The following is a 19958-nucleotide window of genomic DNA, read 5'->3' on the forward strand; positions in this document are numbered from 1 at the left end:
TGACCGCAAGGAAAGTGACATGGGCAGCATCCGGGATGCGGATCGCCGATGTGAAATTTGAGGCGACGCGGCATTGCCGATGACGGGGCACATTGCCGCAAGGATCAAGGAACCGCGGTCGCCGCGTCCTCGATGATTTTGGCCACCGCATCGGGATGCGAGATCATGACGACGTGCGACGCGCCCTTCACGACCACGACGCCCTTGGCGTGCGCCCGCTCGGCCATGAAGGCCTGAGCCTTCGGCGGGATGGCAGTATCACCGTCACCGTAAATGAACCACGACGGAATGGTCTTCCAGGCGGAGGCGGTCGCCGGTTCGCCGAAAGCGATGTCGGTGATCGGTCGCTGCGTTGCCGCTGCCAGTCTCGCCGCATCCTCGGGCAGATCCGGCGCGAACGCTTCGTGGAACTTGTCCTGCCGGACATAGAGGTCGTTGCCGCCAGCCAGGAGAGGCACTGGCTGCGCCAGGGTATCGGGTCCAACCAAGGCTCCTGGAAACTTGGTGTCGAGCGCGCCGGCGCTTTCGCCTTTATCCGGTGCAAAACCGGCAACATAGACCAGCGCCTTGACATTCGCCTCCCCGTCGGCGGCCTGGCTGATCACCATGCCGCCATAAGAATGACCGACCAGCACGATTGGCGTCTTGATCGTATTGAGAAAGGAGCGGACATAATCGCCATCTGCCTTTACGCTGCGCAGAGGATTGGCGACAGCGACCACCGGGTAGCCATCCTTTTCAAGAATTGGGACGACGCCGTTCCAGCTCGATGCGTCGGCGAAGGCGCCATGCACAAGGACGATGGTCGCCTTGTCCGATTGCGCGGACGCCATTGTTGCGAACGCCATACCAGCCAGGGCCAATCCAGCAATGAGCGGTTTCATGTCGGGCTCCTTTGTTGCTTCATGACAAATGGTCAACGTCGATGACGGCCTGGGCGAACACCAGCGGTGCTTCCTGCGGAAGATTATGTCCGATGCCGCCGGAGATGGTGCGATGCTCGTATCGGCCGGTGAATTTCTTCGCGTAGGCCGAAGGCTCCGGATGCGGAGCACCGTTCGCATCACCCTCGAGCGTAATGGCAGGCACGTCGATCGTAGGCGCCTGAGCGAGCCGCTTCTCCAGATCGTCGTACTTCGCCTCCCCCTCAGCCAAACCGAGTCGCCAGCGGTAATTGTGGATCACGATGTCGACGTGGTCGGGATTCTCAAGGGCGGCAGCGCTCCGCTCGAAGGTGGCATCGTCGAAGCGCCACTTCGGCGAGGCGATCTGCCAGATCAGCTTGGAAAAGTCGCGCCGGTATTTGTCATAGCCGGCGCGGCCGCGCTCGGTCGCAAAATAGTACTGGTACCACCACTGCAACTCGGCGGCCGGCGGCAGCGGCATCTGATTGGCCGCCTGGCTGCCGATCAGATAGCCGCTCACCGATACAAGCGCCTTGCAACGCTCTGGCCAAAGCGCCGCGACGATGTTGGCGGTGCGCGCGCCCCAATCGAAACCGGCGATGATCGGCGTCCGAATCTTCAGTGCGTCCATCAGATTGACGGCGTCGACGGCAAGGGCCGCTTGCTGCCCGTTGCGAGGCGCATTGGCGGACAGAAACCGCGTTGTGCCATAGCCGCGCAAATGCGGTACAATGACGCGATAGCCTGCGGACTCAAGCTGCGGCGCGACCTCGGCAAACGCGTGGATGTCATAGGGCCATCCATGAAGGAGGAGGACCGGCGGACCCTCGGCAGGGCCAAACTCCGCGTAGCCGATATTCAGGTCGCCGGCGTCGACCTGTTTGACCTTAAGCGAATTGCTCGCCTGCGAACCGCTTGCAGCATTCGTTGCAGAGGTGTCGCTTGATCCTGATCGCGCCCCGCTGGTCGCAAAAAGCTCGGCGGCAGCGACAGCCAGAGCTGCAACACGCAAAAGGTGGCGACGTTGATGACTGATCACTTCCAGCATGGTTCGGTCACTCGTTAGAATCTGATGGAACGGCCCGCACGCCGGGGTGCGGGAGCGTCTTGTCCTGTTACGCTGACCATCTGAGTACCACCGAGGCGGCGCTAAGAATGGAGACTATTTTTCCGTCGCAGTCCTCAGGACGCGCGTAGCGGCTTGAACGACGCACGCATCTCCTCGACAAAGATTTCGGGCTGCTCCCAGGCGGCGAAATGGCAGCCAATGGGGAAGCGGCCGTAATGGAGAAGCTTTGGATAGGCTGTCTTCGCCCAGCTCTCCGGCGCCTGGTAGATCTCGTTGGCGAAAGCGCTCACCGCGACCGGTATCCTGATGCCACGCGCGTCGAAGAAACCGCCTTTCGCGACCCGCGCATTGTCCCAGTAAAGCCGTCCCGACGAGATCGCGGTGTTCGTCAGCCAGTAGAAGGTGACGTTGTCGAGAAAGTCGTCCGGCGTGATGCCCTCGGGCTTCCCGCTAAAGGAGCGGGCGATCAGGGCGTGACTGTCGGCGTCGTGGTCCAGCATCCAGGCGGCGAGGCCGACGGGCGAGTCGACGATGCCGTAGAGCGTCTGAGGACGTTGGTTCATCTCGATGGCATAGCCGAGCCCATGCTGATTGAAATAGATGAGCTGGTCGAAAGCGCGCTTCTCGTCGGGACCGAGCCCTGGCGGCGGCGTGCCGGTCCCAAGCGCCTTGGAGATTTCAGGTGGAAGCGTCGCCGCCATGTTGGTGTGGATGCCAAGCAGTCCCGGCGGCTCCTGTAGCGCCATGTTCTCGGTAACCGCATTGCCCCAGTCGCCGCCCTGGGCCACATATTTGTTGTAGCCGAGGCGTTCCATAAGGGTTGCCCACGCCTTGGCGATACGGACAGGCTCCCATCCTGGTGCCGTCGGCTTGCCGGAGAATCCGTAGCCGGGCAATGACGGAACCACGAGATCGAATGCATCTGCTTCGGTGCCGCCATGCGCGGTCGGGTCGGTGAGCGGTTCGATGATCTTCAACTGCTCGATAACCGAGCCCGGCCAGCCATGGGTCACGATCATCGGCAGCGCGTTTTTGTGCTTCGACTTCACGTGAATGAAGTGGATGTCGAGCCCATCGATCTCGGTGATGAAGTGCGGATACGCCATCATCCTGGCCTCGACCTTGCGCCAATCATGATTGGCCCAGTGCGCCTGGATCTGGCGCGCGATGTCGAGCTGCACGCCCTGCGACTGGTCCGGCACCGTCTCCCTGTCCGGCCAGCGCGTCGCCGCGACACGCCGCTTCAGATCGGCGAGATCCTCATCGGAAGCCCTGAACTGGAAGGGATGGATTGACGCGGCCTCCGCAGCCGCTTTGGATTTTGACGAAAGCATGCTGATGGCTCCTATGGCAGCCGCGGTGATCAAGACTTCCCGCCGTGTTGGTGATGGCAAGCGCGCAGACATGGGACCCTCCTGTGCCAACCCATCCAGGATTGCCGCCGACATCGACGGCTGCTTCGTTGTGACACGGCCAAAGTGCGCTGCTGCTGTCGTCGAAGCGAGTTAAGAGGCGCTAAGAGATGCGAATCTTTGCGAGCTGCCGCATTTGGGATTCTTACAGCCGATCGTTCGATACAGATCCGAGATTTCGCCCGGTCGGATGATTGACGGGCACTCGGCCGGACGTAGAGCGCGTGAGAGATCGGCGGGAGGGCATGTGGGGTGGCGGACCGGCTGGGGCGCTTACTGGGCGGTCGCGCCCCTGTAGCTCTATCACATCCTTCGCCGTGAGCTCCGCTGCAGCACAGCCAAACCCACTTGTCACCTGGCACACACGACACCGGTGGGATCTTGCTGGTGCTGGGGGACGCAGGCGGCGAGCCGCTCAGCACACGCGCGCGTTGCGACGGCCAGGTATGAGCGTGACAACGTCGAACAGCTGACGGAAGGTGCAGCTAGGCGATCGCGCTTAACAGCTGTTCAGCAGCTTTCAGATCGGCTGTATCAAAACCTTCGGCAAACTGCTCAAAGACTGGCAGCAACAGAGCGCGCGCCTTTTTCGATTGTCCGCGAGAGAGGGCGAGCTTCGCCAGTTCCGTCGTTGTCCGCAATTCCCAGGACAATGCACCCTGACGACGACTCCATTCCAGCGACTGTGCGAAGCAGGATTCGGCCCCCTCGTTCGAGTCCCGGGACATCGACAAAAGGATCACACCTTTCGTTCGCAACGCCTCTGGCATGTACAAAAAGTCGCCACTCGCTTCGATCAGTTCGATTGTCTCGTTAATCGTTCTGAGGCCTTCATCGAGGCGGTGCGACACGGAAAATCCCTTCGCAAGCGCAAGGCTAAGTTCGGTGGTGACCAGCTCGTAAGGGAGCGCGTGCAGCTTTTGACGAGAGCTCTGCAAGGCTTCTATGCCCGCATTCGCGTCCCCCCGACGAATAGCCAATTCGCCTCGGAAGCCTTTTCCAACCAAGACATAAGGTGCCATGGAATGAGCTTCGGACAGAGCAATAAGCTCATCTAGATCTGCTTCAGCGCTCTGCAGATCGCCTGTCCAAAGGAACACCGTCGCCGCCCACACCAAGGTGATTGCCAGCGATAATGAGTGGTCGATATTGCGGGCCTCTTCCACAGCCTCGCGCGCGCATTCAGTCGCCAGAGCGGCATAACCCTGCAGCCAAAGATTTCTGGCGAGAACGGCCGTGGCCAGGATTCTGCCTTCAACGCCAAGGTAGACCGTCGTGGTCTGCTCGGGAAGATAGTCGCCCGCCAGGGTCGCCTCGAGTTCGCTGTGGGCGTCGACAAGTCTGCCGTCGAGATGAAGCGCGAGCCCTAAATTCGAATGGGCTAGTGCCATCGCGACGGGGTCGCTGACAGTCGCCGCGGCAGCAGAACAACGCGTCGCGTATTCGAGAGCACGCGTGAAGTTCCCTCTGCGTCGGTGAAACAGATGAAGTGGGGCCAACAGGCGTATTTGATCAAGCGTATCGCCATTGTTTTCAGCGATCGCCAAGCCTCTCTCCAAGGCTTCGCGCGCAGCATCGCGCCCGCCGCGCATAAACATCAGTGAGACCCCAAGGGCCGCCTGAAGTCTCATCTCCTGTTGTCCGCCACGGGCCGAAGGAGCGACACAAGCGATAGCGCGTTCCGACCAGCGATGGCATTCGGGAAGCAGTGACATTGACAAGAAAACGGGCGCGGCGGCGGCGGCCAATCCGACACCAATGGCCAAGTCGCCGCCTTTTCCGAAGCACCATTCCAATGCCGCACGGGCGTTGTTCAGCGCGGCAAAGTGGGGCGTGCGTTCGGCTCCAGCCGACAGGGTCGGCCATTCGATCCCGGTCTGTTCGAGCCATCGGCGGTAGTAAGTCGCGTGTCGTACCGACAAGGCGGTTGCCTCGGTGTCGTCAATGTCGATGTCGAGCGCGTATGCGCGGGTGGTATCCAACAGCCGGTAGCGCACCATCGCGCCGAGAGGGTGGGTCGCCACCATCGACTTTGCGACGAGGCTATCAATCGCTTCGAAGACAGCCGGGCGGTCCAGGGTTGTGCTTGTCACAACCTCCAGCGCCGCATCGAGGGTGAAATATCCGATGAATATCGCGAGGCGGCGAAGGACTAAGCGTTCCGGCTCGGAGAGAAGCCCGTAGCTCCAGTCGAGAGCCGCGTGCAGGGTCTTGTGACGCGGTGGAGCGTTACGCGACCCCTGCCATAGCAACGTCAGGCGTTCGTCGAGCAACGCAGCGGTCTGCTTCAGGCCGTAAGATTCAACACGTCTGGCCGCAAGCTCGATCGCAAGTGCCACGCCGTCCAACTTTCGGCAGATATCTGCGACTATCGGCGCTTCGAGATCACTCACAATCAGAGGGGCGCCGCTTGCGACAGCCCGTTCCATGAACAGTTGCGTTGCCGGAAATTTCTGCACGGTTGCGGCAGTTAGCCCCCACCTGTCCGGGGGGCATGCAAGGGCATCCAGCCGATAGACGTGCTCGCCTTCAACTCGAAGCGCCTCTCGGCTGGTCGCGATGATATGCACTTGGAGTCCGGCTTCCACGATGCTTACCGCCAGCGTGGCAACCGCTTCTATGAGGTGCTCGCATGTATCGAGGACCAGAAGGATGCGCTTGTCACGCAGGTAGGCCACCAAACTCGGTATCGCGTCGTCGGAATGAACCGACAACCCTAATATTGAGGCCACAGCCGTTGGCACAAGTTCAGGATCCGTAACGACTCCAAGATCGACGAAGAGAACGGAACCAGCGAAAGCGGACATCAAATGGTGTGCGACGGCTACCGCGACAGTCGTCTTGCCGACGCCACCAGGTCCTACGACGGTGACGAAGCGCGATGCGGTCAGGCTAACCGATAACTTGAGCACATCCTCATCGCGTCCGAGCATTCGGCTCAAGCGGGTAGGGATATTAGCGTGCGGAAAGTTTGAGGCGGCGATCTTCTCGTCATTGCGTCGACTACCGGCTTGCGAAACCGCGGCGACAAAGCAGTAGCCCCTCCCCGGCAGAGTCGCAATGAATCGCGCGCCATCCTTTCCGTCTCCCAGCGCTTTTCGGAGACTGGCTATATGAAAGCGCACGCTACCTTCTTCAACGGTAACTCCGGGCCAGACCCGCGACATCAGCTCTTCTTTGCTGCAGACTTCGTTCGGCGCCGAAGTCAGGGTGACCAAGATATCGAGAGCGCGCGCGCCCAGCTTGACGGGAACGCCTTCTCTGGTGAGCAGCCTCTCACCTGCAAATAGGGTAAAGGCACCAAACGAAATACCGTCTTTGGTGTGGTCCTCCACAGCCGCCATGCCTTCCTCTGAACTGTCTCGCTGACAACAATTTTAACCGAAATCTTGCCCTGCGTCCCTGCCAGAAGAGTGCACGCAAGTCGAGGGTTTCGCTCTCGGCTACCCAGCTCCCACTGTCCGGGAATATAGAGCTGCTGACAGCTTCTAACACCTCCTCACAAGCCATAACGGGCGGCCCCCGCAAGGCAGGCGTAGCTCTAGGCGGAGAGCGACCAAAATACCGCCATGAACGCAGCGAGCCGCTGACAAGGCGTCCGGAAGACGGAGCCAAAGGAGAGCGCAGGATGGTGAGGCTACGACGACTATGGGCGCACGGGACGTATCGGCGGGCGGGCATAAGCCGTAGCCTCCCCGCGTGTGCCTGCGGCTTCTGCAGGTGATCGATTTCGCTGCGACTTGCTTGCATGCGCAGCATGGCCTCAGCGCCACCGCGCTCGCGAGACGAGGATTCCAAGGACTGCAAGATGCGCACCACGGGAAAGCTGCTCTATACGGCCAAGACACGGACCTCTCAGGGACGAGAGAATGGCATCGCACGCAGCTCCGATGGGCAACTCGACATAAGGCTTGCGGCCCCTGGATCGGCTCGCATCGGCACCAACCCGGAGCAATTATTTGCTGTGGCTTGGTCGGCCTGCTTTCAAACAGCAATCGTGCAAGTGGCCCGCAAACAGAAAATTGCCTTGCCGGCCTCTCCCGCTATCGACGCTGAAGTAGACCTAAAAATGAAAAACGACAGTTACTTCATCAGTGCTCGGCTCAATATTAGCTTGCCCGGTGTTGATCGAACGGTCGCCCAGGCTCTGGTGAACGAAGCGCATCAGATCTGCGCGTACTCGAAAGCAACGCGCGGCAACATCGGCGTGACGATCAGCTTGATCTGACCGTGCAATTGGGCCGACTCGCCGCAGTCATTGCCCGTTTGCCCAGCTGGCTCTTTTCCTCCAGCTTTTGATCAGCACACCGTGAGCCTCGCAGGATCTAACAAAGCATCACATCCTATAACGGGCGCTTCTCGCGGCGTCGGAGTAGATGCTGAGGCAGAAAATGGGTCCCTAACGCAAGCGAGGTCACCATGAGAACATCAGGATTGACTATGATCTTTGACCGCTTGCCCTCGTCCAGGCCGACAGCGCTCACGCAACTTGATCCCGGGCCCCAACCAAGCGTGACAGGCGAAATTGCATTCGGACCGTTTCGTCTGTTCCCGAGGCAGTTTCTTCTGTTGGAGGGAGACAAACCGGTACCGCTAGGAAGTCGCGCGCTGGGCATCCTGATCGCCTTGCTTGAACGCCCAGGCGAGCTGGTCAGCAAGCAGGAACTGATGGCCCGCGTTTGGCCCGATGTCTTTGTCGTGCCCACCAATCTCACCGTCCACATCTCCGCATTGCGCCGTGTTTTGCGCGACGGACGAGATGGAAATCGGTTCATCATCAACATCCCAGGGCGTGGCTACCAATTCGTTGCTTCAGTCCACACGCCGCCTCAACGGAAAGCGTCGCTTGAAACGATGCGCCCGATTGTTCCGCCGCTTGAAGAGCGCCTTCAGATTCAGGCGCTTTCAGAGCGCGGGGCGTACGGCTTTCCCACTGCGCACCCTTGAGACTCTGCAGACAGGCGGATGCGAACGCGTACCGTGGACGACACCTTCGATCACGAAGGCGATCGGCCTGTCGGCAGTCCGTCAACTCAGAAGTGGCCTCGCCCGAGAGCCCGACAGTTTTCGAGACGTTGAACGTAAGCCAGGAAGGCGCCGTCCTTTTCGCCGACATAGCTGCCCCGTCCATGAATCTGCTAGGGCCTGCACTGGTGCGCGACCTGGTTTCCCTCATTCAGCAGTCCGAGGCCAATAGTGCCCTCAAGGTACTCGTGTTCAGAAGCTCCGTTCCCGACTTCTTCATCTCACACGTCGACGTCACCAAGATCAAAGAATATCGGCACGAAGCAGCGATCGCACTGCTGTTTCGCTACCTCAGCGCAAGCCGCCTTGTCACCATCGCCCAGATCGAAGGCCGCGTGCGCATCCGCTTTGGCGAAAATTGGGTCAGAAAGCCGACCTTGCGTTCAGCCTGGACTAGACCCCTTTGCCGGGGCGAAACCGGGTCTCATTTCGCGGTCGCCAAGGCGGTTTTGCCTCCCACTGGCTCGGTGCGGGTTTCCAAAGATCACAGGTCGCGGGCTTGGGCTGACTACGCGATGCGCAATAGCTCGCGCAGGCGGATCGGCAATCGGGGCGAGGCTTGCAGTTCGGCACAGCTCCCCTCCCATCGCTTCAGATACTCGGCGATCGGGAGGCCGGTGCGGCCGGGCCAGCGATTGAGTGCGCCCAATGCCTCGACGCAGTCGGGCGCCGCCTCGTACTCGGCGAGAATGGCCAAGGACATCGCCTGCCCGTAAGGAACAAGCGCGGTGGCTTCGATCTCGCCGCGATGCACCTCGAACCACGCCGCGGCTCCAGGGGTGAACCCTTGGCTGTCAGCTAGGTCGGTATAGTTACGGATGATGTTCTCGCGATATTCAGCGATGGCATCGCCGAAAGCGTTGTCGCCTGCGAAGGGCGGGGACTCCTTCCAGCTTTTCGCCAGGCGCCCCAGGCCGCGCAGCGAGAAGGCTTCCACCATCGCTTCCTCGAGCCATTGGCAGGGCGCTGCCGGCTTGGCGTCGGCCTGCCAGCTGTTGGCCGCGACATGGCCGAGCTCATGTCCGACCTGGTAGGCAAGCTTCGACCAGTCGCGTTCGCCAACATCCACAATGATCCACGCCATGGTGCTGCCGTCCGGATGCAGCCAGATGGACGGTGGGCCTGACGAATGCTCGTCGACGCGAAGCCGCGTCGGCTGGCGATCGGAGACCAGGCGGACGCCATCCAGGCAGGCGTGCCGCATGCGCTCAACGACTTGCTCGGCTGAGCGCGGCAGCATGTGGCCCCAGTTGCCCGCGAGTTCGATCGGGGCGGAGAGGAGGGTGATGGTGGTCGATGAAATTCGCTGCAGCATCGGGGCGTCGTTCCTGTCTAACCCAAACCAACGCGCTGGCGACACAACAGTTGCACCCGAGGCCGCCAGGCCGAGTGCTATCGTCATAAAGTCTCGTCGCTGCATCTCATTCGGCATGTGAACGCCGCAACATCAAAAATCAGATCCTTGTCGTGTTAAAGTCAGGGCAAAAATCGGCCATTCATGATGGTTCCTTCATGAGCGACGGCTAAGGTCGCGCCAATCAGAACGGAACATAGGACCGCGCCTTTCGGCGAAATATGCCTTGTCAAATAAATGTCGTGTCTTGAAGACCTGATCGCTTTTATAAAATGGAAATAGGCCCCACAAATTGTCCAAGCCGAAAGAAGTCAGGCTTAGAGCTTCTGCTTCTCGAACGATCTGATCGTAACTCTCTATCAGAACTCTATTAGCGCGATCGAGACCGGTGCAAACGACCAATCCAGTCGGCGGGCAGTCGACATAAGAGATATGCAATTCAGGCCGATACTTCGCGAGCAAGGGTACAATCTTCCAGACATCACCAGTCCAAAAACCGCGAATTTCCTTGGGCTCCGAGTCATCTCCTAAGTAGCGTTTCCTTTGCGCCATACGCTCATTCAACGGCAAGCAATCATGCAAAACGAACATGGAACGCGCATTCGCTAGCTGCTCGGTATTGATAAAATCGCGCAACAAAACTTCGACTAGGTGAAGTCCATCTAAGAATGCCAGATCGATTCCTTCTGGAAACAGACGGTCAACCGCCGCTGGATCGGAAAAAAACTCATCTGGCGTGCCCTGATAAAAATGCGTATTTTTCCGCCGCGTCAGTACGCTAGCGGATTCCAAGAATGGGTGAACGCAAACTGCATCACACTGTATCATCCTGATTGACTCACCCCCATTATTTCCGATCTCGAAATAAAGCTGGGCCTCAAGAGCTTGTGCCGCCTCTTTGAGCCATCTCGTATAGTGAATGCCGGTGTGTGTGAACTCATTCCGCGGTCTCGATATCACTTCCGCTGCGATCAAGTTCGACGCTAGAGCCAATTCCGGAAAAATTGCGGTGAACCAAGGCATCCACCAAAAATACTCTTCAAGACTTACTAGACTTGAAGGAAAGGCCTGCATGCACCAATCAGCGCTCCTGGGCACCCTAGACTCATATTCCCCGTAACGATCCCCTAGCAGTTCGTAGGCAATCTGGGAGAAGGGCAAGGTCGTCTCGATTACCTTGTTGGCGAAACTCTCGACCGGCCTTTCTGACCAGTTCTTATAAGTCTCAAGACCAGAGCCTGCGATAATCTGTATACCGCTCTCCGGCCTCTCATGTCGCTTGCACCACGGCGCTATCCACCCGTCCCGAAACCCGTTGACATAGTCACAGGCTCGGCTTGAGATCAAAAAGGCGTCGGCTTCCAGATGAACGATCTTTTGAAAATCATTGGCGTCAGCGTAGCGTGAAACGGAGAAGAAGGATCTGACCCAACCTGGAAAATCTGAAATATCCCGTCGACCAAGGCGATGCCTGAAATGGTATAGCACCAAAGGGGCGTCGCAACGCAGATCATCTCCTTCGTTTATTATCGTAAGGTCGGGCCAGTCTGGGAGTATTTCCGATCCGTCATCGACAAGGAGGATTTGATCGATCCGGATCCCCAGGCGGCGTACCGCTTCCACCCAGATACGATAACGAATATTCCACGTATAGTATTGGTCGCCCTCGATCGGCACAAAAGCCGTGCAAAATACAATCGTTTTTTCCGGATCAGGAACTTTCATCAGTCGCCCTCTCGCGTTCCTCCAAAGCGCAGTCCTCAAGCCGCTCTAGAATAGCGCGGAAATCATGGCGCTGAAGATGTGGTATGAGGCCGTATCGATTTGCAATCTCTTGTTTGTTCGAACCAGATAGAAAAAATTCGGCGACCGGTCTGCCCCATTTTTCGACGAAGTGGCGTTGATAGGCGCTGTCGGCAGACCGCGTTTCCTCAATGGGCTCGCCGCTTCGCCACGTTGACTTTCCCATGAAATGCAAAAGGTAGGACTGACGCGAGTGCAACACCTCAACTCCGGCTCTGAGTGCGCGAAGTCGGTAGTCTACGTCCTCGCCACCTCCCCGCCCGAACCGTTCGTCAAAATATCCGACCGCCGTCGAGACTTTCCACGGAATGTAGACACAAAAAAAACTCATCAATATGCCGGCGTCGTAATCGGGTCCAGTCAGTTCTCGCCGGTGAATGCGAGCTATTTCTTCGAGTTCTTCTTCTTGATCAGCGTAGTCCTCATAGTCCATCGCGATTCTAATATCTAGAGAGCCTACCCGATATTGCACATTTTGATTGCAATAAGGAATTACGATACTCTCTCTACTATTTTCACCAGACAAAAGAAAATCAAGCCAATTTCTGGTATATATTATATCATTATTTAAAAGAATTAAGTCGTCCTTAAGTATGTTAGAAATTCCAATTGCGAAATTGGCGTTTTCGGCGAAACTTCTTGGTCTCTCATTCCGAATAATAGTTGACGGTGGGAGATCCTGCAATGACCCGTCATTGTCTATGATAATAATCTTGTCGTCAGATCGAAAATTAGTCTTTTTGAGCAAAGAATCGAGAGAGGGCCTTGTGAAGGCCTGCGACTTGTGGGTGGAAATCATGACGAATATCATTGATCAGGTCTCGGCACATCGCGATCAGCATCAAGAAGCGCTAGCAGGCCGTGTTCCTGTTCGTTGTGCGGCGAGCGACGGTTGCGCTCGCGATCGGTCAAGTTTTCGATGAGCCGTGTCCACTCTTTGACGCGCTCCTTCCAATCAAAAAATAGCTCGCAGTAATTTTGCTGTGTCAGAGACATTTCTGGAGCATCAAACCACGGGCTTTCTGCCTCCTTAGCCATGGCTGAGGCGAACAAGGTAGCGTGCTCGACCACGTCGGCGCTCCATGGGTATACGTGAGCGAAGCCGCTTGTCGTCTCCGGTAATGCACCAAGGGCGGGTACTATCACGCGGCACCCTGCAGCCATTGCTTCGATGACAGCAAGACAAGACGTTTCTTCGAACGTGCTGGGGTAGGCCAGGTAGTGAATGTCACGAAGCGCAGATTTGAGCTCTGGATTGGGGACAATTCCATGATAGCTCACGCCCTCAAGTGCTCGGGCACGGGCAAATAATGGTTGATACTTTGAATCGTCGTGATGATATAGTCTCATCGACGACCATATGTGAAGCTCCGCCCGTTTTAGTCTCAGTTGTTCCCATGCATCCAGGAGTACGGAAAGTCCTCGGAATGGCGTGCTGGTATATGCGAACCGTAGTGGATCGGCTTTCGTCCAAACCCGCCGTTTTTGTGCGACTGTCGTTGCGTTGTGCAGAACTACACATCTGCTTGGTGAAATTCCAAACTCGGATTGGTAACGTTCACGCTGCCAGTGCGATACGAAGGCAAAGCATGCCACCCGGTCGACAAGTGCGCGGTTCCGGCACCATTGAACGGCGTTCTGATTCACATCGTGATGCATCCACATCACGAGTGGCTTTTCGTCCGACGGGTTATCGGGGAACAAGTTGATATGAAGCTGGATGCGCGCGAGCATATCTGGAATGCGATCCTTGAGGCCCGCTACCATCAACTCTGTGCCTGCGGCTGGCGCGGGAGGTGTCCACGAAGAGTCTGACTGCATAAGCGTGGTCCCCTTCGAGACACTAGCGAGGTTTGTGAATTCAGCATTCTTCCGGGCGCGCTCGCGCATCGCTGCGGGAATGCTACTTGGCAGTTTTCCCGACGCAATGGATGCAAAGCGCTCCACTTCCTCGAGCAGCCATCGTACCTCCGCTGCCTCCACGGCTGCGATCCACGACTCGCTGTCGTTTACGCCATAAGAGATCAGCAGTCGCTTTGCGTCGGGATGCCAGGCCAGGCCAGCGGCGAATTCGACACCCTTCCGGTTGAAGAAAAACGGTCGACTGACCTTCGCCAGGCTGTTCAGTTCGTCGAACCAGACAAAGCAGTGCTGATAATATCGCCGCGTTTCGCCGGGTCTGGTGCGTGCCTCATGGACGATTGCCAGCCACCCGCCGTCAAAGGCAATCGCCTGCGAGCCTCCGCTGAACTGCGGTGCGGAGATCGCCGGCGCCTGCTCGAAGATGATCTGCGCGCGCTCATCGATGATTCTGGTCGGATCGCACTGATAGATGAACCGTAATTGCTCGCCGCCGCCGTCGGCGGCCGGCTTGACCTGCGGCATCCAGTTCTTCTCGTGCAGCCTAGGTCCCGGGGGGTGCAGGACGCGCCAATCGGTCAAGCGCCGTGGCCCAGGCCCGTCGTCATCGATGCGCCCGAGCACCTGTTCGCACCAGCCCTCCGGCGTCATTTCGCGCACACAGGCGATCGCCCACAACTGACCGCCCCAGGCAAAGAGGCGCATGTCCTCTAAGCCGCGCACCAAGTCGTAAGCGGGCTCGGGCATATCGGCCGGCGCGAGTACTTCACTAGCCGATTGAACGCCGAGATCGTCGCTTAGTCGAAGCAAGAAATTCCGTGTGCGGATCGGCTCGTCGTCGGGCGTGGAGTACTGGCCGGCCTCGTTCAGCCTGTAGTTCACGCTTCGCTGCAACAGCACAATCCGTTCGCCCAATCGCGTCACCGACGGATTGATCGGCAGATAGCCGTCAGGCGCCGTGAAATCGACCCGCAGCGCCGAGAAGGACGGCATCATCGCTTTTGCCGACTGCATGTAGAAATACAAATTCGACCGCGCCAGCTCCCTCGGTCCGTCGTCGATTGTCCGGTTCAGCGCCAGCCAGTTGCATGCCGCGAAACCACGGTCCTTGCGCACGGGATCGCGCGCGTAGTTTGCCGCGATCGCAAACTCCTCCATCAGGCCCGTTGTATAGATGTAATCCTCGATAAACAGGATGTCCTGCTCTGGTCGCTTGATCGCCAGTCCCGCTTCCGAAAACAGTACGCTGGCGTCGTTCATCCCCTTGTCGCGGTAGAACCGGGCCAGGTCATAGAGCGGCTCGGCACGTTGCGGTCGTTGATTGAAAGCGGCAAGCGCCTGCTCAATGAAGCCAGGCTCGTCGCCGAGTTTGCGCAGGCAGCGAGCCCCTTGCAGCCGGGCATTCCACGCCTCCTCGTCCCAGCCGCCCATGGCGGCGCGTTTGGCGTAGGCCACCGCGGCCTCCGCCGTCCGCCCGGCGTCGCGATAGGATTGCGCCAGGTAAAACCAGTAGCGTTGATTTTCCGGATCCTTCTCGAGCGCCTCGAGCAAAAGTTTCGCATCACGTTCGAATTTGTCGATCCGGTTCGATCCGCTGGCGTGGTCCTTGTACCAGGCGCCGCGCAGCTCCTGCACGCCCTCGGGCACGTCGAGATATTCGTGGGTCACGCCGTGGTAGCGCGCGCCGGCGTCGCGCCTGACCAGACGCGTGTTCCAATAGGCCAAGCCGGAATCCGCCCGCTGCAGCAGCCGGTAGCCGGAGCCGTCGAGCCGCGATCGGAAGCCCGCGTCCTCGACCACAAGTTCCATGTCGGCGTCGTCAAACAGCAGATAGTCGTAAGCGAGTGGCGAGGCGTAGGCGTGATCGAGCGCTGCGTTGCGCGCCTGCTCGAAATTGTGGAATGGGAATTCGTGCAGCTCGCCCGGCAAGTTGCGTGCAGCGAAGAACGATTTGATGAAATCCTGGGTCCCGTCGGTCGAGCCGGTATCACCGATGACCCAGCAGTCGATGTGGTCGACAACCGCTCCGAGACAGCGTTGAAGATTCGCCATCTCGTTTTTGACGATCATGTTGAGGCAGAGCCGTTTGCCGTTCGTCATTCGTGATCTCTAGGCTCTCGATATGACTGTTGATGACGGGGACGGCTTGCGTGCCGCCGCGCCTTGCCGGATCCGCTTCGATGCAGATTTGCCGGGCTTCGATCGTTCATGCATTTCCCCCGCTGCCCCTACCCTCTTCCGGTCCGGTCGCCGGAACAGCCTGCACTTCCCAAAGATCCGACCATTCTTTCTCACGGATCATGCAGGTCGTCCTTTGGAAACCGCGTTTAACCTTATCCATCATGGTTAGCAGCCAGTCGCCGCGCCAGCGGGCGGTAACCGCTACCGTGAAAGGATCGTGCCCGAACTGCAACCGCCGGCATCCACCACTTCCGTCCCGTTGACCGGTTTAGCTTGTGTATTTCGGCGCCATTTGCAGGCTGCCGTCAAGATTGAGGCACCCACATCAGCTAGCACATTGCCAACCCGCATGGCGTCGTCTGGGAGCGCCATCGCCGATGGGTTTGCATGGAAGATGGCGGCCTTCAACTGCGGCCTGAAGCAGGCGCGATTGCAGGAAGGCCTATTAAGCATATGATTTTCATAACGATTCTCTCACCCAGCCCGCTGCTATAGCTACAGCGACACTACCTGCTTTCAGTTAATTTAGTAGTTGCTTAAGTGGCGCTCGCGGATTGGACGGCCTGCGAAATTCTTTCTCAGGGAGTTGAGTTAGAAGGGTCTGGGTTATCAAGGTCGTTTCGCGGATAGGAAGGCGCGTCCACCGGGCGTGCCGATCATATGTCGTGACTATGTCTTCCCTTGGTTTGGAGGCGGACGGCTTCCCATTCCCTTGAGAGTTGTCGCCAAGGCATCGGCGCCATCGTTGACGGGAGTGGGTGTTGAGTCGAGTGTTGCCATGTGCGCACGGGAGGGGTGTAGAGCCTCGGTTCGGCTGGCCGCAAAACCATCAGGCGGCCGATCGCCCGGATATCCGGTTCGGTGAGCACCGATATGCGCGCGAGCCCCCCGCGCTGGACGCAACCGGCCATCAGCCTGAACCCGGCCTAAACCAGACCGGCTTCGCCATCGGCCGCGTCTGCGAACTCGATGCCGACCCGGCGGTGGCGACCTCGATTGTCGCAGATCACTTGTCGTTGAACGTCATTCATTTGAAGGACGACGGGCTTCGAGTCTCGGAGTTTTCTGACGAGCTGTCGCCGAGCCTTCGGCGTAGCCTGGAGGGATTGCGTAGTGGGTGGGATGATATCGCCTGCCGACCGGTGGTGCTGTGGTGCAGCACCCCGTTTCGGACGGCGCAAATCCATTTGCGGACAAGCGCTGGAAACGATCGGCCAGACGCTGCAACTGATGCTTTGGACGTCGGCGGCCATCCCTTCATGGCAGTTGCAGGCGGCTCACGGCCGGGTCGTCCACGCTTCGCTGGCCCGCCCCACGATGCGGCGCCGTTCGATGCCACGACGCCACCAATCCGACAGAGACTATCCGCCCGCTCGATCCCGCCGACGACCTTGTCCGGCGCAGGCGATCGGCGGCGACTGCAAATTGAGGGTAAGGACAGAAAAACGCCGCGGCGCATTCGTCGCTGACCAGGGAGAGTACTATGAGCTACATAGCAGGGTTTGCGGTCATGGAAGTTGCCGTTAGAGGCGTCTTGCCCATCGGCGACGCGACCGAAAATGTGCCTTATTTTATTCTGGACACAGCCAAGAGCGCCATCGTCGGTCAGGTCATTCTTCCCAAGGCCGTCAAGCGAAGCCTCGCCGTCGCTGTCACCGTCAAGGTTCCGGCCGCAGCCGGCTCATTTGCGATCGGCACGTTTGACGATGGCGGGAATTTCCAGGCCTGCAGCTTCCTCCGCGTAGAGAGCCCCGCTGTCGATCGTCCCGACGGCGCCCTCGGCCCGTCAGGAAGATGACCGCCCAACCTCCTTATCGTTATCGCGACCGCACGCCGGCCTAGCCGTCGGGCGGTTTTCCCTTGAACTGAATTCGAAGCCAACAGGAGCCAGTCATGGCCCGCGCCTCTGAAATTCTTTTTGTCGATCCTTCAGTCTCCGACCTCCAGACGGTTCTTGGCAATTTGCGACCCGAAGTCCAAGCAATAGTGTTGGATGGCCGCCGATCGGCGGCACGGCAGATTGCCGCCGCGCTCTCGCGGCACGACGCGGTCGACGCGGTGCACGTCCTGGCGCACGGCGCGCCTGGCCGGGTTAGCTTCACAGCGGGAGAATGGTCGGTCGCCACACTGAGGGAAGAAGCTGAGGATCTTGCCGCGATCGGCAGGGCACTTGCCGCGGACGGCGAACTGCGGCTGTGGAGCTGCGAGACGGCGTCAGGGGATGCGGGCCAAACCTTTATTGAGACGCTGCAAGAGGCCGTTGGCGCGGACGTCAGCGCGTCTCGGTCGCTGGTTGGCGCAGCCGCCCTGGGCGGTGCCTGGGAATTGTCTGGGCGGGCGAGCACGTCGGCGCCCCTGCCGCCGCTGACCTCACATGGGCTGGCAAATTACGCCGGGGTGCTTACGTCAGGCGATCTAACCCTTACTGGCATAGTCGATTCTGGTTCCAGTAAAAATATTAACACGTACTATCTGGTCGATACAAATGGTACGGTAGCTACCACTGATGACACAGTCGTTGGCAGCTTCAATCTTCCATCTGCAGCAAACGGAGTAGCTCCAAATTTTTCTATAACTGTAACAGTTCCAGATTCTACCCATACTTATCTCATTTACGATTCCGGCTTCCATTTATATGGCACCCTTACTCCTGTTGTTCCTGCGACGGATCCTCCGACCTATAATTTCACGACCACGGCTATCAATAGCCCCGGCGGTTCGGGCAATGATGGCAATCACTTTACTGGGGGCCTTGTAACAGTCACGTCTTCCGGCGCCACGGGGCCAACAGGGCCTACCGGCGCCACGGGTGCGACAGGAGCGACTGGCGCAACCGGTGCCACAGGTGCGACTGGCGCCACGGGTGCAACTGGCGCAACCGGTGCCACAGGCTCTACTGGTGCGGGTGGCTCAACGGGCGCGACCGGTGCGACTGGCGCCACGGGTGCAACTGGCGCAACCGGTGCAACCGGTGCAACTGGCTCGACCGGTGCCACTGGCAATACTGGAGCGACTGGCTCGACTGGTGCAACGGGTGATACCGGAGCGACCGGTGCCACGGGCTTGACTGGTGCGACTGGCGCCACGGGTGCAAGTGGCTCGACTGGAGCAACTGGTTCTACTGGTGCAACCGGCTCGACCGGTGCCACTGGCAATACTGGAACGACCGGCCCGACCGGTGCAACGGGTGATACCGGAGCCACGGGCTCTACTGGCGCAACCGGAGCCACAGGTGCGACCGGTGACACCGGAGCCACTGGTGACACCGGAGCGACTGGCGCGACCGGAGCCACGGGTGCAACTGGCGACATTGGCGCAACTGGAGCGACCGGCGCAACCGGAGCCACGGGTGCAACCGGCGATACCGGAGCAACCGGCGCGACCGGGGCAACTGGAGCGACCGGCGACACTGGAGCGACCGGTGCGACCGGCGCAACCGGGGCCACGGGTGCAACTGGAGCAACCGGCGCAACCGGAGCCACTGGTGACACCGGAGCAACCGGAGCCACGGGTGCAACTGGTGATACCGGAGCCACAGGTGCAACTGGCGATACCGGGGCAACTGGAGCGACTGGCGATACCGGCGCGACTGGAGCGACTGGCGACACTGGTGCGACCGGTGCAACCGGGGCCACGGGTGCTACTGGGGCAACTGGAGCAACCGGCGCAACCGGCGCAACCGGGGCCACTGGTGACACCGGAGCAACCGGAGCCACGGGTGCAACTGGTGATACCGGAGCCACAGGTGCAACTGGCGATACCGGGGCAACTGGAGCGACTGGCGATACCGGGGCAACTGGAGCGACTGGCGATACCGGGGCGACTGGAGCGACTGGCGATACCGGGGCGACTGGAGCGACTGGTGCGACCGGAGCCACGGGTGCAACTGGTGATACCGGAGCAACCGGCGCGACCGGGGCAACTGGAGCGACCGGCGCAACCGGAGCCACTGGTGACACCGGAGCCACGGGTGCAACTGGCGATACCGGAGCAACCGGCGCGACCGGGGCAACTGGAGCGACCGGCGCAACCGGAGCCACTGGTGACACCGGAGCCACGGGTGCAACTGGCGATACCGGGGCCACGGGTGCAACTGGCGATACCGGGGCCACGGGTGCAACTGGCGATACCGGGGCCACGGGTGCAACTGGCGACACTGGCGCAACTGGAGCGACCGGCGCAACCGGAGCCACGGGTGCAACCGGTGACACCGGAGCCACGGGTGCAACTGGCGATACCGGGGCCACGGGTGCAACTGGCGATACCGGGGCCACGGGTGCAACTGGCGACACTGGCGCAACTGGAGCGACCGGCGCAACCGGAGCCACGGGTGCAACCGGTGACACCGG

12 protein-coding genes and 2 pseudogenes are annotated in these 19958 nt (G+C 59.6%); 6 read left to right on the forward strand and 8 right to left on the reverse strand.

Annotation, left to right across the window (positions count from 1 at the left end; all coding sequences use genetic code 11):
* Positions 1–104: 104 nt before the first annotated feature.
* The 4 genes from AC04SF_RS34505 to AC04SF_RS34520 form a co-directional block, all read right to left on the reverse strand.
* Positions 105–884 carry an alpha/beta fold hydrolase gene (locus AC04SF_RS34505; RefSeq protein ID WP_488481413.1) on the reverse strand — a complete coding sequence of 260 codons (780 nt, stop codon included), beginning with the start codon at positions 882–884 and terminating at the stop codon, positions 105–107.
* 19 nt (positions 885–903) lie between these two features.
* Positions 904–1953, reverse strand: coding sequence for an alpha/beta fold hydrolase (locus AC04SF_RS34510; protein ID WP_488481414.1), 1050 nt, complete (start codon positions 1951–1953; stop codon positions 904–906).
* A 134-nt stretch (positions 1954–2087) separates the two neighbouring features.
* Entirely contained in the window at positions 2088–3380 is a 1293-nt protein-coding gene (locus AC04SF_RS34515) for an epoxide hydrolase family protein (RefSeq protein ID WP_488481415.1), read from the reverse strand.
* A gap of 491 nt (positions 3381–3871) precedes the next feature.
* A complete protein-coding gene (locus tag AC04SF_RS34520; protein WP_488481416.1) occupies positions 3872–6730 on the reverse strand; it encodes an ATP-binding protein in 2859 nt (952 codons plus the stop codon).
* Between the two features lie 464 nt (positions 6731–7194).
* Between AC04SF_RS34520 and AC04SF_RS34525 the strand changes: the two genes are divergently transcribed.
* A complete protein-coding gene (locus tag AC04SF_RS34525) occupies positions 7195–7614 on the forward strand; it encodes an organic hydroperoxide resistance protein (RefSeq protein ID WP_488481417.1) in 420 nt (139 codons plus the stop codon).
* Between the two features lie 212 nt (positions 7615–7826).
* Complete coding sequence (locus AC04SF_RS34530) at positions 7827–8333, forward strand: winged helix-turn-helix domain-containing protein (protein WP_488481418.1); 507 nt, start codon at positions 7827–7829, stop codon at positions 8331–8333.
* A gap of 586 nt (positions 8334–8919) precedes the next feature.
* On the opposite strand, the gene AC04SF_RS34535 is transcribed toward AC04SF_RS34530, so the two are convergent.
* The 4 genes from AC04SF_RS34535 to AC04SF_RS34550 all read right to left on the reverse strand — a co-directional run bounded on the left by AC04SF_RS34535 (position 8920) and on the right by AC04SF_RS34550 (position 15528).
* A complete protein-coding gene (locus AC04SF_RS34535; protein ID WP_488481419.1) occupies positions 8920–9726 on the reverse strand; it encodes a hypothetical protein in 807 nt (268 codons plus the stop codon).
* A gap of 195 nt (positions 9727–9921) precedes the next feature.
* Positions 9922–11490 carry a class I SAM-dependent methyltransferase gene (locus AC04SF_RS34540; RefSeq protein ID WP_488481420.1) on the reverse strand — a complete coding sequence of 523 codons (1569 nt, stop codon included), beginning with the start codon at positions 11488–11490 and terminating at the stop codon, positions 9922–9924.
* A complete protein-coding gene (locus AC04SF_RS34545; protein WP_488481421.1) occupies positions 11477–12367 on the reverse strand; it encodes a glycosyltransferase family 2 protein in 891 nt (296 codons plus the stop codon). Before AC04SF_RS34545 ends, AC04SF_RS34540 begins: the two co-directional genes overlap by 14 nt.
* 8 nt (positions 12368–12375) lie before the next feature.
* Positions 12376–15528, reverse strand: a complete 3153-nt coding sequence (locus tag AC04SF_RS34550) for a glycosyltransferase (protein WP_488481422.1) — start codon at positions 15526–15528, stop codon at positions 12376–12378.
* 842 nt (positions 15529–16370) lie between these two features.
* Between AC04SF_RS34550 and AC04SF_RS34555 the strand changes: the two genes are divergently transcribed.
* The 4 genes and pseudogenes from AC04SF_RS34555 to AC04SF_RS34570 form a co-directional block, all read left to right on the forward strand.
* A complete protein-coding gene (locus tag AC04SF_RS34555; RefSeq protein ID WP_488481423.1) occupies positions 16371–17078 on the forward strand; it encodes a hypothetical protein in 708 nt (235 codons plus the stop codon).
* A gap of 41 nt (positions 17079–17119) precedes the next feature.
* On the forward strand, positions 17120–17407 hold the full coding sequence (locus AC04SF_RS34560; protein WP_488481424.1) for a hypothetical protein: 288 nt from the start codon (positions 17120–17122) through the stop codon (positions 17405–17407).
* Between the two features lie 95 nt (positions 17408–17502).
* A pseudogene (locus AC04SF_RS34565) lies at positions 17503–17952 on the forward strand (DUF4347 domain-containing protein); the annotation flags it as partial.
* Between the two features lie 1699 nt (positions 17953–19651).
* Positions 19652–19958 (forward strand): annotated as a pseudogene (locus tag AC04SF_RS34570) (hypothetical protein); the annotation flags it as partial.

Source organism: Mesorhizobium sp. CNPSo 4671, from assembly GCF_057784245.1.